The 13,556-nt window shown below is 64.3% G+C and carries 14 protein-coding genes; 7 read left to right on the top strand and 7 right to left on the bottom strand.

The features are described 5' to 3' along the window. Positions 1-57: 57 nt before the first annotated feature. Together ACKLLE_RS25665 and ACKLLE_RS25660 are read right to left on the bottom strand one after the other, a co-directional pair. A complete protein-coding gene (locus ACKLLE_RS25665; protein ID WP_420059415.1) occupies positions 58-1,536 on the bottom strand; it encodes a methyl-accepting chemotaxis protein in 1,479 nt (492 codons plus the stop codon). A 95-nt stretch (positions 1,537-1,631) separates the two neighbouring features. Continuing rightward, on the bottom strand, positions 1,632-2,438 hold the full coding sequence (locus tag ACKLLE_RS25660; protein WP_420059414.1) for a TatD family hydrolase: 807 nt from the start codon (positions 2,436-2,438) through the stop codon (positions 1,632-1,634). A 164-nt stretch (positions 2,439-2,602) separates the two neighbouring features. Here ACKLLE_RS25660 and ACKLLE_RS25655 point away from each other — a divergent pair, with 164 nt between their 5' ends. From ACKLLE_RS25655 to ACKLLE_RS25645, 3 genes are all read left to right on the top strand, one after another. Next, complete coding sequence (locus ACKLLE_RS25655) at positions 2,603-4,030, top strand: MltF family protein (protein ID WP_420059413.1); 1,428 nt, start codon at positions 2,603-2,605, stop codon at positions 4,028-4,030. A gap of 106 nt (positions 4,031-4,136) precedes the next feature. Continuing rightward, positions 4,137-4,571: a DoxX family protein gene (locus tag ACKLLE_RS25650; protein WP_420059412.1), complete on the top strand. Its 435-nt coding sequence runs from the start codon at positions 4,137-4,139 to the stop codon at positions 4,569-4,571. 216 nt (positions 4,572-4,787) lie between these two features. After that, the gene (locus ACKLLE_RS25645) at positions 4,788-5,096 is read left to right on the top strand and encodes a hypothetical protein (protein ID WP_279898453.1); all 309 of its coding nucleotides are present in this window, start codon (positions 4,788-4,790) and stop codon (positions 5,094-5,096) included. Positions 5,097-5,194: 98 nt separating this feature from the next. Here ACKLLE_RS25645 and greB read toward each other — a convergent pair whose 3' ends face one another. From greB to ACKLLE_RS25630, 3 genes are all read right to left on the bottom strand, one after another. Continuing rightward, positions 5,195-5,668, bottom strand: coding sequence for a transcription elongation factor GreB (gene greB / locus ACKLLE_RS25640; protein WP_009394475.1), 474 nt, complete (start codon positions 5,666-5,668; stop codon positions 5,195-5,197). An 83-nt stretch (positions 5,669-5,751) separates the two neighbouring features. Further along, positions 5,752-8,259 (bottom strand): ABC transporter permease, encoded by a 2,508-nt coding sequence (locus tag ACKLLE_RS25635; protein WP_420059411.1) that lies wholly within the window; start codon positions 8,257-8,259, stop codon positions 5,752-5,754. Next, complete coding sequence (locus ACKLLE_RS25630) at positions 8,260-8,943, bottom strand: ABC transporter ATP-binding protein (RefSeq protein ID WP_420059410.1); 684 nt, start codon at positions 8,941-8,943, stop codon at positions 8,260-8,262. Positions 8,944-8,953: 10 nt separating this feature from the next. Between ACKLLE_RS25630 and ACKLLE_RS25625 the strand changes: the two genes are divergently transcribed. From ACKLLE_RS25625 to ACKLLE_RS25615, 3 genes are all read left to right on the top strand, one after another. Beyond that, positions 8,954-9,559 (top strand): arylesterase, encoded by a 606-nt coding sequence (locus tag ACKLLE_RS25625; protein WP_064303978.1) that lies wholly within the window; start codon positions 8,954-8,956, stop codon positions 9,557-9,559. 56 nt (positions 9,560-9,615) lie between these two features. Further along, a complete protein-coding gene (locus ACKLLE_RS25620; RefSeq protein WP_064303979.1) occupies positions 9,616-9,897 on the top strand; it encodes a hypothetical protein in 282 nt (93 codons plus the stop codon). A gap of 96 nt (positions 9,898-9,993) precedes the next feature. Further along, on the top strand, positions 9,994-10,971 hold the full coding sequence (locus ACKLLE_RS25615) for a L,D-transpeptidase family protein (protein WP_064303980.1): 978 nt from the start codon (positions 9,994-9,996) through the stop codon (positions 10,969-10,971). Between the two features lie 126 nt (positions 10,972-11,097). On the opposite strand, the gene oprI is transcribed toward ACKLLE_RS25615, so the two are convergent. Continuing rightward, entirely contained in the window at positions 11,098-11,349 is a 252-nt protein-coding gene (gene oprI, locus ACKLLE_RS25610; RefSeq protein WP_037058464.1) for an outer membrane lipoprotei OprI, read from the bottom strand. A gap of 507 nt (positions 11,350-11,856) precedes the next feature. Here oprI and ACKLLE_RS25605 point away from each other — a divergent pair. Further along, on the top strand, positions 11,857-12,138 hold the full coding sequence (locus ACKLLE_RS25605; RefSeq protein WP_009394487.1) for a GNAT family N-acetyltransferase: 282 nt from the start codon (positions 11,857-11,859) through the stop codon (positions 12,136-12,138). Between the two features lie 61 nt (positions 12,139-12,199). Here the strand turns inward: ACKLLE_RS25605 and ACKLLE_RS25600 are convergent, their stop codons facing one another. Further along, a complete protein-coding gene (locus ACKLLE_RS25600; RefSeq protein ID WP_009394489.1) occupies positions 12,200-13,273 on the bottom strand; it encodes a 3-deoxy-7-phosphoheptulonate synthase in 1,074 nt (357 codons plus the stop codon). Positions 13,274-13,556 lie beyond the last annotated feature (283 nt).

Raw genomic sequence — 13,556 nt, 5'->3', positions numbered from 1 at the left:
TTTTGTGAAACCCCCCCCCCCCCGGGGGCCCCCCCCCCCCCCACAAGGGCCGCGATCTTACAGTTTCAGTTGCCCGATCACCTTGTTCAGCTCCCCGGCCAGGGTCGCCAGCTCACTGCTGGTGGTCGCCGACGACACCGTCTGCTGCACCGTATCCTCGGTCACATCGCGAATGCTCACCACCGCGCGGTTCATCTCTTCCGCCACCTGGCTTTGCTGCTCCGCCGCCACGGCAATCTGCGTATTGCTTTCGCGCATCTGCGCCACCGCGGCGGTGATTTCCGCCAGGGCCTCGCCGGCTTCCTGGGCCTGCTTGACGCAGTCGTCGGCCTTGAACGAACTCTCGGTCATGAACTCCACCGCGTCGCGGGTGCCGGCCTGCAGGGCCGATACCATCTCGGTGATCTCGTCGGTGGACGACTGCACGCGCTTGGCCAGGTTGCGCACTTCATCGGCGACCACGGCGAAACCACGCCCCAGGTCGCCGGCCCGCGCCGCTTCGATGGCAGCGTTAAGGGCGAGCAGGTTGGTTTGCTCGGCGATGCTGTGGATCACGTTGACCACGCCATTGATCTTCTGGCTGTCTTCGGCCAGTTGACGAATCATCTCGGCGGTCTGCTGCACGCCGCTGGACAGCCCGGCAATGGAAGTCTGGACCCGGCTGACCACGTCCTTGCCGCTGCCGGCGAGGGTGTCGGCGGTCTGCGACAGGTCGCGGGTGGCGCCGGCATGCTGGGCGATGTGGTAGACGGTGGCGGACATCTCGTTGATCGCCGTGGCGGCCTGGTCGGTCTCGCTCTGCTGGCCGAGCATGCCGTGGCGCACGTCGCTCATGCTCGCTGCCAGGCGCGCGGCGCCGGAGTCCAATTGCGCGGCGGTCACCGCGACCGTATTGACCACGCGGTGGTAGGTCGTCTGCATGGCGTTGAAGGCACTGGCCATCTGGCCGACTTCGTCACCGCAGGACAGCGGCACCCGCGCCGACAGGTCGCCGGTTTTCTCGACGTGCAGGATCACATCCTTGAGGGTGTTGAGCTGGGCCAGCAGGAAGCGGATCAGCAGCTGCGAGGCGCAGAGCATCGCCAGCATCAGGATCAACACGCAGACCGCGTAGTTGCCGAAGCGGTCGCTGTAGACTTGCATGAAGCTCGGTGCCGGTGCCATTACGGCGACCCGCTGGCCGTCGCGGCTGATCACCTGGGCCCCAGCCAGCGGCGCTTCGCCGAACACGGCGTAGGGTTCGAGGCTGACCCAGCCGCTGGCGTTGGCCAGGGCCGCGACAGGCTGCCCCTGGTAGCTGGGCGTCTGGCCGGGGGCAAAGGCCAGGATATGCGGCGCCTGGGGCAGGGCCTGCCCGGCGGGCCAGGCGGCGAGCAACCTGGCTTCGGCTATCGCACGGTCGTGGGCTTCATCGACCCGGGCCTGCTGTTCGAGGAATACCGCGTACAACACCAGGAACAGGGTGGTGACGAAGGCGACCGCGTTGACAGCCCAGAACTTGTATTTCAGGGAGATGTTGCTAAGCCAGGCACCCATGGTAGGTCTTCTCTGAGTTAAGCGTTTGAGCGGAAAGTTTTTTGGCAAGGTGCCAGCATTCTGGGCGACTAATCAGCAATAGATCTTGATATGTGTCAAGCCAGCTCCGGGAGGTTGAAGAAGCGTCGGGCACACAGGGTTGTATGTGCTGCCAGATGGGCCTCGGACTCGCCGCGATGCCGGGCCACTTCGCGCAGTACCTCCGGCAGGTATGCCGGCTCGTTGCGACCGTTCTTCGGTTTTGGTCGCAGGCTGCGCGGCAGTAGGTAGGGCGCGTCGCTTTCCAGCATCAGCCGGCCTTCGGGGATGTTGCCGACCAGGGCGTGCAGGTGGGTGCCGCGGCGCTCGTCGCAGATCCAGCCGGTGATGCCGATGTGCAGGTCCAGGTCCAGATAGGCGAACAGCGCCTCGCGCTCGCCGGTGAAACAATGCACCCCGGCAGCGACGAGGTTATCCCGGTAGTCCTTGAGGATCTGCAGCAGGCGCTCGCTGGCGTCGCGCTCGTGGAGGAACACCGGCATCTGCAACTCCACGGCCAGGGCCAGCTGATCTTCCAGGGCCTTTTCCTGTTGCGGGCGGGGCGAGAAATCGCGATTGAAATCCAGCCCGCATTCACCCACCGCCTGCACCCGTGGCTGCTCCAGCAACTGGCGCAACCGGCGCGGGCTTTCGGCGTTCCACTGGCTGGCGTCGTGCGGGTGCACGCCGGCGGTGGAGAACAGGCGCTGGCCGCTGGCGTCGAGGCGCTGGCACAGCTCCAGCGCCTCGCTGCTGCCGGCCAGGCTGGTACCGGTCAGCAGCATCTGCCGCACCCCGGCGGCCTCGGCGCGCTCCAGTACATCCTGGTGAATCCCGGCAAAACTGGCATTGGTGAGATTGACGCCGATGTCGATGAGTTGCATGGTGCTACCTCGAATTTCGCGGCTGATACGCGCTGAAAGGCTCGAAAATAACAACAAACACAAGAACTTCAACAGGTTGTCGTGGTCATTTGCGGTCAATTGTAATGAGCCCGCTGCATAGTGTGCCGCCACGCATGCCATCACGGCCTGTTCCTGGAGTCCGGATGTCCCGAGCTTTGCTGATGATCCTGCTGTTCGCCGGGCTGCTCGTTGCAGGGCCGGCAAGCGCGCGGGTGGCCGGTCCGCCCCAGGTAGTTGGCACTGGCAACAAGGATCGCGACCTGGCGCAGATCCGCGCCAGCCGCGAACTGCGGGTGCTGGTCAACCAGAGCCGCAACAGCTCCGGCGAGGTCAAGGGCCAGCCGTACGGCATCGAGTACTACCGCCTGCGTGCTTTCGAGCACTACCTCAACGCCCGCGCCCGTGATGGCCAGGAGATCCGCCTGAAGCTGATCCCCAAGGCCAAGGAGCAACTGGTCCCTGCCTTGCAGCGTGGCGAGGGCGACCTGGTAGCGCCGGGCGAACTGCTCGATCCGGTTTCCACGCGGGGCGTGAGTGCCAGCGATCCGGTGCTGGCCCAGGTGCCACTGGTGCTGGTAGGGCGCAGGGGCGAGCGCAGCTACAGCCGGATCGAACAGCTATCCGGACATACCCTGACGTTGCCGGCCGGCAGTGCCGCCGGCGATACCCTGCATGAGATCAACCAGCGCCTGGCGTTGCGCAAGCACGCGCCGATCAGGATCGAGTGGATCGACCCGAGCCTGGCGACGGAGGACGTACTGGAGATGGTGCAGGGTGGCATCCTGCCGCTGACGGTGGTCGAGCAGCCTATCGCCGAGCGCTGGCGCAAGGTCATGCCCAAGCTGCAGATCAACAGCAGGATCAGCCTGGCCGCGCCGGAGTCGACCCACTGGTTCATGCGCCGCGAGGCGGTGATGCTGCATGCCAGCGTCGACCGTTTTCTCCAGGACTACCGCGCGCCGGCCGACCAGGATGTGAACTTCGAGCGCATCTACCGGCGCCTGTACAAGGTGCATTACCCGCTGGCCAAGGCCAATCGCCAGCGCCTCGACAAATTGCGCCCGGTGCTGCAAAAGCACGCCGAGGCGCAGAACCTCGACTGGCTCAACCTTGCCGCCGTGGCCTTCAAGGAGTCCTCGCTCAATCCCGGCGCTCGTGGTGCCGGCGGTGCCCACGGCCTGATGCAGATCACCCCGAGCGCAGCGCAGCGCGTGGGGGTCAGCGATATCAGCAGCGTGGAGGGCAATGTCCAGGCCAGTGCGCGCTACATGTCGCTGATCCGGCGCAAGTTCTTCTCCAGCAACCAGCTTAACGAGCGCGAGCGCATGGCCTTCGTCCTGGCCGCCTATAACCTCGGGCCGGAGCGGGTCCAGGCGATGCGCGCCGAGGCCCGGCGGCGCGGCCTGAACCAGAACCAATGGTTCTTCCAGGTCGAGCGGGTTGCACTGGAGCAGGTGGGAATGGGGCCGGTCAGCTATGTTAATAGCGTCAACAAGTACTTCCTGGCCTTCGACCGGGAGCGGGAGGCGCTGGAGTCCTCCCGGAACGACAAGGTGAAAGGTCGCAAATAATCTATTTGTTCGATCTTTATGATGGATTAATTGCGATTTTCATATTAAATAATATGATTATTATGGCGCCATCCAAACACAACGCACCTTGCTAAGGAACACCGCAATGAACGCCATCCTCTCCGTAATGACCACCCGCGCTGGCTGGGGCATGACCATCCTTCGCATCATCGTCGGCATCATCTTCATGGCCCACGGCTCGCAGAAACTCTTCGGCCTGTTCGGCGGGGGCGGCCTGGCGGGTACCGCGCAGTTCATGGAAAGCCTGGGCCTGACGCCGGCGATGCCGATGGCGGTGCTCTCCGGTGGCGCGGAATTCTTCGGCGGCCTGGCGCTGGTCATCGGTTTGCTGGCACGGCCGGCGGCGGTGGCACTGATCGGTCTGCTGGTGGTGGCGATCCTGTCGGTGCACATCAACAACGGGCTGTTCATGTCCAACAACGGCTACGAATTCGCCCTGGCCCTGCTGGGCGGCGCGATTGCGGTGCTGTTCGAGGGGGCTGGCCGGGCCTCGCTGGACGCGGCGATTGCAAAAACCTGAAGTCAACGAAAAGGGCCTGCCATGCAGGCCCTTTGTCATTGCTTGAGTTGACAGTCCGCTGGCGGCTTCTCTAGGATGCCCACCTGCGCCGATTTAAACAGCTACTTGCGGGGCGCGGGAGAGCCCCCAAGGTGATCCGAATACCGCTAAAACGCTGGTTCGGTGATGCCTCCCACCGCAGCCCAGCGGGATCTGCGAGGCGGAGAATATGACTCCATGAGTTGCCCACGTTCCAGTGTCTGCCTGACCCCTCTTTCTTCCAGCCAGTCGGCGCGTACCCCACGGGTGCTGCTGAGTGGCCCGCACCAACCGACCCTGGTTCGCTTCCTCGATGGCTGGCCGCGCCGCAAGGGCCGCGCGACGGCCTTGCTGATTCAGTTCGTCGACCTGGAAACGTCGCTGGCGGAATTCGCCGATGACCGCTTCGACCTGGCCGTGGTCCAGGCGCCGAGCAAGGAGCGGGCGGCAGAGGTGATCGGGCAGTTGACCCGGATTGCGCGGCAGGGGTTGATCACTCGGGGCTGAAATTTGTGGTGGTATCGCCGGCAACGCCGGCTCCCACAGGTTGTGTGGACACCGCCGACCTGTGGGAGCCGGCGTTGCCGGCGATGAGGCCCGAAAGGTCACCGCGGATAACTGATGCTGTTCACATACCACACCGCCTCACCCCCCGGCGTCTGCACCACCACCTCGTCATCCTTCTCTTTCTTCAGCAGCGCCCGGGCCATGGGCGAGTCCACCGAGATGTAGTCGTTGCGCCCGTAGATCTCGTCATAGCCGACGATGCGGAACTTCATCACCTCGCCATCCTCGTTCTCGATCTCCACCCAGGCGCCGAAGAATACCCGGCCTTCCTGTTCGGGGCCGTAGTCCACCACCTTCACGTCTTCCAGGCGCTTGCGCAGGTAACGCACGCGGCGGTCGATCTCGCGCAGGAGCTTCTTGTTGTACTGGTAGTCGGCGTTTTCGCTGCGGTCGCCCAGGGAGGCGGCCCAGGCGACTTTCTGGGTGATTTCCGGGCGGTATACGCGCCACAGGTGATCCAGCTCGGCCTTGAGCGCTTCGTGACCTTCGCGGGTGATGATGTTGGTAGCCAATGCCGTCTCCTGGGCGGGCGTTACGTCAGGGGCGAAGAGTACCCGGCGAGCCGGCGGCGGTACAGATCGCCGGCTCGCCGTGTTCAGCCTTCGCGCAGCACCGTCAGCGGGCTGGCGTTGAGAGCGCGGCGGGTACCGACCACGCCGGCCCCGCCCACCAGCAGCGCACCCACCAGCGGCAGCAGCAGCAGCGACGGATGCGGGTTCCATTGCAGGTCGAAGGCGTAGCGGTAAAGCACCCAGGTAATCATCTCGCAACCGATGGCGGCGAGCAGGCCGCTGGCGGCGCCGAGCAGGCCGAACTCGATGCGCCGCGCCTTGACCAGCAACGCCCGCCCGGCCCCCAGGGCGCGGAGCAGGGCGCCCTGGCGGATACGTTCGTCGAGGGTCGCCTGCAAGCCGGCGAACAGTACCGCTAGCCCTGCCGCCAGGACGAACAGCAGCACGTACTGCACCGCCAGGGTGACCTGGGCAAGGATGCTGCGCAGCTGTTCGAGGAGGGCGTCCACCGGAAGGATGGTCGCTGCCGGGAAGGCCCGCGACAGTGCGACGATCTGCTGGTCGTTGCCCGGCGCCAGGTAGAAGCTGGTCAGCCAGGTGGCCGGCAAGCCCTGCAGGGTGCCGGGCTGGAAGATCATGTAGAAGTTGGGCCGGAAGGTATCCCAGTTCACCTCGCGCAGGCTGCTGACCACGGCCTCGCGTGTTTCCCCGCCGATGACGAAGGTCAGGCGGTCGCCCAGCTTGAGCTTGAGGCTTTCCGCCAGTTTGGCTTCCACCGAGACCCCGGGAACGACGTCCGCTTGCGGCTGGCCTTGCCACCACTGGCCGGCGCTGAGGGTGTTGTCGTCCGGCAGTTCGGCGGCCCAGGTCAGGCTGAGGTCGCGTTGCACGGCGCGGTCGCCGGCGGAGTCCTTGCTGACGATCTGCTGCACCGCTTCGCCGTTGATCTGGGTCAGGCGCCCCGGCACTACTGGATACAGCGGCGCGGCATGGCTGGAGAAGCCGGCCAGTTCCTTGCTGAAGGCAGCCTTGTCGTCTTCGAGGATGTTCAGCGCGAAATAGTTGGGCGCATCGGCCGGCAGCTGGTTGTGCCAGGTATCCAGCAACTCGACGCGCAACAGGGTGATCAGGCCCATCGCCAGGAGGATCAGGCCAAAGGCCAGGGACTGCCCGGCGGCGGCCAGCGGATGGCGCAACAGTTGGCCAAGGCCCAGGCGCCATGCCAGTGGTGCGCCGGCCAGCATACGCCGCAGGCTGCGCAGGCCGAGCAGCAGCAGGCCGCCCAGCAGCAGCGCGGCGATCAGGCCGCCGCCGAGCAGGGCGAAGGTCAGCAGCAGGTCGAGGCTCAGGCGCCACATGATCAGGCCGAGGGCCAGGATTGCCGCGCCGTACACCAGCCAACTGCTGGGCGGCACCGGCAGCAGGTCGCGGCGCAGCACCCGCAGGGGCGGTACCCGACCCAGCGCAGCCAGCGGTGGCAGGGCGAAACCGGCCAGGGCTACCAGGCCGGTGGCGATGCCGGCCAGCGCCGGGACCACGCCACCCTCGGGAATGTCCGCCGGCAGCAGGCCGTCGAGCAGGGCGAACAGGCCCAATTGCGCCAGCCAGCCCAGCAGGGCGCCGGCCAGTGCGGCAAGGCTGCCGAGAATCGCCAGTTGCAGGCAGAACAGGGTCAGCGCCTGGCGCCGTGACAGGCCCAGGCAGCGCAGCAGGGCGCTGGCGTCGAAGCGGCGCACGGCAAAGCGGCTTGCCGACAATGCCACTGCCACGCCGGCCAGCAGCACCGCTACCAGGCTGGCCATGTTGAGGTAGCGCTCGGCCTTGCCCAGGGCGCCGCCGATCTGCTGGTTGCCGTCGCGGGCATCACGGATGCGCTGGTTGGGCGCGAGGTTGCCGTCGAGGAACTGGCGATAGTCGGCCAGCACCAGGGCGTCGCCGCGCCACAGCTCGCGGTAGGTCACCCGGCTGCCGGGCTGGACCACGCCGGTGGAGTCGAGGTCGGCGAGGTTGATCATTACCCGCGGGGTGAGGCTGTAGAAATTGCCGGCGCGGTCCGGCTCGTAGGTCAGCACCCGGCTCAGGCGCAGGGTCTTCATGCCGACGTCGATGCTGTCGCCGATCTTCAGGTCGAGCGCGGCCAGCAGGCGCGGTTCGACCCAGGCTTCGCCCGGCGCCGGGCCGCCACCTGCGGTTTCCGTGCCAAAGGGCTCTGGCGCGCTGCGCAGTTCGCCGCGCAGCGGATAGGCCTCGTTGGCCGCTTTGACACTGGAGAGCTGGATGCCGTTATCGGTGGCGATCACGCTGGAGAATTCGACCACGGTCGCGTGGGCCAGGCCAAGGCGGGTACCGCGCTCGATCTGCCCGGCACTGGCCGGGGAACTGCCCTGCAGGACCAGGTCGGCGCCGAGGAACTCGGTGGCGCGCAGGAGCATGGCGCCGTTCAGGCGCGCACCGAAGTAGCCGATGGCGGTGCTTGCCGCCACGGCGATCAGCAGGCCGAAGAACAGCACCCGCAGCTCGCCGGCACGGGCATCGCGAAGCAACTGGCGCACGGCCAGGGCGAACAGGCGAAACAGGGACAGGTGTGCCATCTAGGGCTCCATCGGGCTGACCAAATGGCCCGCCTCCAGGCGGATCTGCCGATGGCAACGGCGGGCCAGGCGTTCGTCATGGGTGACCAGGACCAGGGTAGTGCCGCGTTCCTTGTTCAACTCGAACAGCAGGTCGCTGATGCGCTCGCCGGTATGGCTGTCCAGGTTGCCGGTGGGTTCGTCGGCGAACAGCACGTCCGGTTCGGCGGCGAAGGCGCGGGCGATGGCCACCCGCTGTTGCTCGCCACCGGACAGCTGGCGTGGCGAATGGCCCAGGCGCTTGCCCAGGCCGACCCGCTCCAGCAGGGTCCGTGCGTGTTCGCGGGCGTCGCGGCGGCCGTCCAGTTCCAGTGGCAGCATGACGTTTTCCAGGGCGTTGAGGCTGTCGAGCAACTGGAACGACTGGAAAACGAAGCCCACATGTTCGGCGCGCACCCGGGCGCGCTGGTCTTCGTCCAGTGGCCCGAGGTCGTGGCCGGCCAGGGTTACCGAGCCGGCACTGGGCTGGTCGAGACCGGCGAGCAGGCCGAGCAGGGTGGATTTGCCGGAACCCGAGGCGCCGACGATGGCCAAACTATCGCCTTGCGTCAGTTCCAGGGACAGTTCCTGGAGGATGGTGAGGTTGCCTTCCGCGCTGGGAACCACTTTGCTAAGGTTCCGCGCAATGAGAATGCTGGGGCCCATGGAGAATCCGATGCGAGTGTGGTTATTGAGTGCTGGTCTGGCCTTGCTGTGCATGGCGCAGAACGCAGCGGCGGGTACGGTATTGATCGTTGGCGATAGTATCAGCGCCGCTTTTGGCCTGGATACCCGTCAGGGGTGGGTCGCGCTGCTGGAAAAGCGGCTCAAGGACGAGGGTTTTGACGACAAGGTGGTCAATGCCTCTATCAGCGGTGATACCAGTGCGGGCGGCCAGGCGCGGCTGCCCGCGCTGCTTTCGGCGCACAAGCCGAGCCTGGTGGTGCTGGAACTGGGCGGTAATGATGGGCTGCGTGGGCAGCTTCCTGCGCAATTGCAACAAAATCTTGCCTCGATGATCGACACGTCCCGGGCAGCCGGGGCCAAGGTGCTCCTGCTCGGCATGCAACTGCCACCGAACTATGGCGCGCGCTATACCAAAGCCTTCGCTCAGGTCTATTCCGATCTCGCCGTACAGAAAAACGTTCCATTGGTGCCGTTTTTCCTCGAAGGGGTGGGCGGGCATCCCGAGCTGATGCAGGCCGACGGCATCCATCCGGCGCAAGGGGGGCAGGGGCGTCTGCTGGAAAATGCCTGGCCAGCGATCAAACCGCTGCTGTGACGCTTTTATAGTGACCGGCTTTCGGCTAATGTTGCGCCCCCGATTTGGAGCCCCCGATGCCGCGTCCCGCCTGGTCCCTGTATGCCTATCAATTGATCGAGCCCGACGAACAGCTTGACCTGTTCGCCTGCCAGGAGATCCGCGTGCACCTGGTGGCCCGTCAACTGGAGCTGGGCGGTTCGGCGGACCGTACCTTGTGCGGCACCTTGCTGCCGGCGCAGCCGCGCTGGTCCGGTGTGCCCAGCACGGTCTACCGTGACCGCCGCCTCTGCCCGCTGTGCAAGGCGATCCTGGAAGCCCAGCGTAAAGGCACGCGGCCGGTCTGGCCGGAGCTCTGAAGGACGCTACCCACCCGGCGCCCCCATATGCCGAAAAATCCTGCAGCGGTGTACAATCGCGTCCTTGACTCCCGAATTGTTCGAAGGATTTCCCGGATGTTGCCGCGCTTTCCCGCCGTCACCCGTTGCCTGTCCCTGGCTGCCTTGCTGGCGGCCGGTCCCGTTTCCGCGCTGGAGTTTCCCCTGCCACCGCCAGGCGAAGACATCATCGGTCAGGTCCAGGTGATCAAGGCCAAGTACGAAGACACCTTTGCCGATATCGGTACCGCCGGTGACCTCGGCTACCTGGAAATGGTCGCGGCCAACCCGGGTGTCGACCCGTGGCTGCCGGGTGCCGGTACCGAGATCATCCTGCCGACCCGTTTCATCCTGCCGCCGGGTCCGCGCGAAGGCATCGTCATCAACCTCGCCGAGTACCGCATGTACTACTATCCGAAAGGCGAGAACGTGGTGCATACCTACCCGCTGGGTATCGGCCGTGAAGGCTGGGGGTCGCCGATCGCCCAGACCAAGGTCACCGCCAAGACGCCGAATCCGACCTGGACCCCGCCGGCCTCGATCAAGGCCGAGCACGCCGCCGACGGTGATCCGCTGCCGAACGTGGTTCCGGCTGGGCCGGACAACCCGCTGGGGCCGTTCAAGTTCACCCTGGGGGTACCGGGTTACCTAATCCACGGTTCGAACAAGAAGTTCGGTATCGGCATGCGCACCAGCCACGGCTGCTTCCGCATGTTCAACAACAACGTGCTGGAGCTGGCGAAGATGGCGCCCGTTGGCACGCCGGTGCGGATCATCAACGAGCCGTACAAGTTCGGCATGAGTGGTGGCAAGGTCTATCTCGAAGCGCACACTCCGCTGGACGACAAGGGTGATCCGTCGGTGGTGGACAAGCACACGGCAGTGATCAACGCGTTGCTCAAGCGTGAAGACCTGGCGAAGAACGTGCAGATGAACTGGGACATGGTGCGTGACGTCGTGGCTGCCGAAGATGGCATGCCGGTCGAGATCGCGGTACCGACCGCGCCGGATGGCACCATGCCAATCATCTCGAGCAATCCATACCAGCAGCAGTAGTTGTGAAAAGGATGTAAACGAGGGGCCGCATCGCGGTCCCTTTTTGTTTGTCCCGGCCCTTTCTGCGGGCAATAAAAAAGCCGGCCCACAAGTGGGCCGGCTTCAAATAACAATCCCGAGGGATTATTACTTGCGGCTGGCTTTTTCCAGCATACGCAGAGCGCGCTCGTTAGCTTCGTCAGCGGTTTGCTGAGCTTTCTGAGCGGCAGCCAGAGCGTCGTCGGCTTTGCGATACGCTTCGTCAGCACGAGCTTGTGCACGAGCTGCTGCGTCTTCGGTAGCAGTCAGACGAGCTTCGGTTTCTTTGGATACGCTGCTGCAACCGGTAGCCAGAACTGCGGCCAGAGCCAGAGCAGAGAATTTCAGAACGTTGTTCATCGTGTTCCCCTTCAAGGACTTTCTATTAAATAGCCATCTCTCAACGAAGAGAAACTGGCCGGCGTACATAGTACCCATTACTTGTAGTAAGTAAACTGACAGAGCGCAAGAATTGGAAAAAAATTGTCTTGCCAAAGGGCTTGAAGCCGAGGCTGCGCGAAAATCGTGCAGTTTCCTTGTTGGCGAGTGTAAGACGTTCTTGTAAAAGTAGTTTTTTTGAACTAACAGTGACTTTTAGTGTCATCTTGCGTCATAACAAACGGATCATCCGGTTTGCAGTTCAGGACGCTGTCGCCGCGCTTTGCGCGGGCTGTGCCGCGTGGAAAATTTTCCGACCTGTACCTTGAGCATCCGGGCAGCGGGCGCCTACTATTTGTAGGGTGCCCGGGCCTGCACAACGAGCAGGCCCTTGTGCTGTCCAAGGGGCATGGGGTGGCGTAGAGGTTCCTTCGCCGGACAAACATCGGTTAAGGTCGGGTTCTATTGCAAGACCCGCGAGGAGTAGTGATGAGCGAGGCGTTGACCATCCACCATGACCAGGCCGGTCATCAATTCGAGACCAATGTGGACGGTCATCGTGCCTACCTGACCTACATGGACCTGGGCAAGCAGACCCTGGACATCTACCGCACGTTCGTGCCCAACGCCCTGCGCGGCCGTGGCATTGCGGCAGCACTCACCGAGCGGGCGCTGGCCTATGCCGAAGAGCGCGGTTATACCGTGATCCCGTCCTGCTCCTATGTCGAGCGCTACATGGAGCGGCACCAGAAATATTCGTCGAAGGCCTGACGGCCTCCCTATTCCGCATACGAAAACGCCGGGCATTGCCCGGCGTTTTCGTTCATGCCCTTCAGGCGCGGCGTTTCGGCAGCACGTCCTTGAGCTTGGTGCGCATGTTGCGCAGGGTGGTGGCGGTGGCGTCCCAGTCGATGCAGGCATCGGTGATCGACACGCCATACTGCAACTGCTCCAGATCCTTCGGAATCGCCTGGCAGCCCCAGTTCAGGTGGCTTTCCACCATCAGGCCGATGATCGACTGGTTGCCCTCGAGGATCTGGTTGGCGACGTTTTCCATGACCAGCGGCTGCAGGGCCGGATCCTTGTTGGAGTTGGCGTGGCTGCAATCGACCATGATGTTCGGCTTGATCCCGGCTTTGTTCAGCGCCTGTTCGCACAGGGCGACGCTGACCGAGTCGTAGTTGGGCTTGCCGTTGCCGCCGCGCAGGACGACATGGCCATAGGGGTTGCCCTTGGTGGTGACGATGGACACGCCGCCTTCCTGGTTGATGCCGAGGAAGCGATGCGGGCTGGAAACCGATTGCAGGGCGTTGATCGCCACGGTCAGGCCGCCGTCGGTACCGTTCTTGAACCCGACCGCGGAGGACAGGCCCGAGGCCATTTCGCGGTGGGTCTGGGATTCGGTGGTGCGCGCGCCGATGGCCGACCAGCTGATCAGGTCCTGCAGGTATTGCGGAGAGATCGGGTCGAGGGCTTCGGTGGCTGTCGGCAGGCCCATCTCGGCGAGGTCGAGCAGCAGCTTGCGACCGATGTGCAGGCCGTCCTGGATCTTGAACGAGTCATCCAGGTACGGATCGTTGATCAGGCCTTTCCAGCCGACGGTGGTGCGTGGCTTCTCGAAGTAGACGCGCATTACCAGGTAAAGGGTGTCGGACACTTCCGCGGCGAGGGCCTTGAGGCGCTCGGCGTATTCATGCGCCGCCTTGACATCATGGATGGAGCAGGGGCCGACCACGACGAACAGGCGGTGGTCCTTGCCGTCGAGGATATTGCGTACCACTTCACGGCCGGCAGTGACGGTCTGAAGCGCGCTGGCGCTGAGTGGGATCTCCTTCTTGAGCTGATCGGGAGTGATCAGGGTCTCGTTGGAGGCAACGTTAAGGTCGTCGATCGGTAAATCAGCCATCGTGTTACTCGTCAGGTCACGGATGCCGGCCGCCAGCCCCGTGCGGCGGAGCAGCATGATTGAGCTCAGCGGGGAGCGGAACCTTAGCGCGTAATCCCTTGCCTCGACAATGGGCAAGTGCCTGATAACGGCGCGGTTCGGGGCTTTGAAACGGGGTTTTTGCGACTAAAGTGGCTGGGGTGGCCTCAATACCGGTAGAAATCCCTAATATCGAGAAGCACTCGGACCCTGTGGGAGCGGGTTCACCCGCGATTGCTATGGTGGATTCACTGCCGTAATCGCG

The sequence above is a fragment of the Pseudomonas bharatica genome, assembly GCF_048586865.1.
Lineage (GTDB): Bacteria > Pseudomonadota > Gammaproteobacteria > Pseudomonadales > Pseudomonadaceae > Aquipseudomonas > Aquipseudomonas bharatica.
Note: the sequence above shows the minus strand (reverse complement) of the source record. Positions and strands in the feature narration are given on the sequence as shown.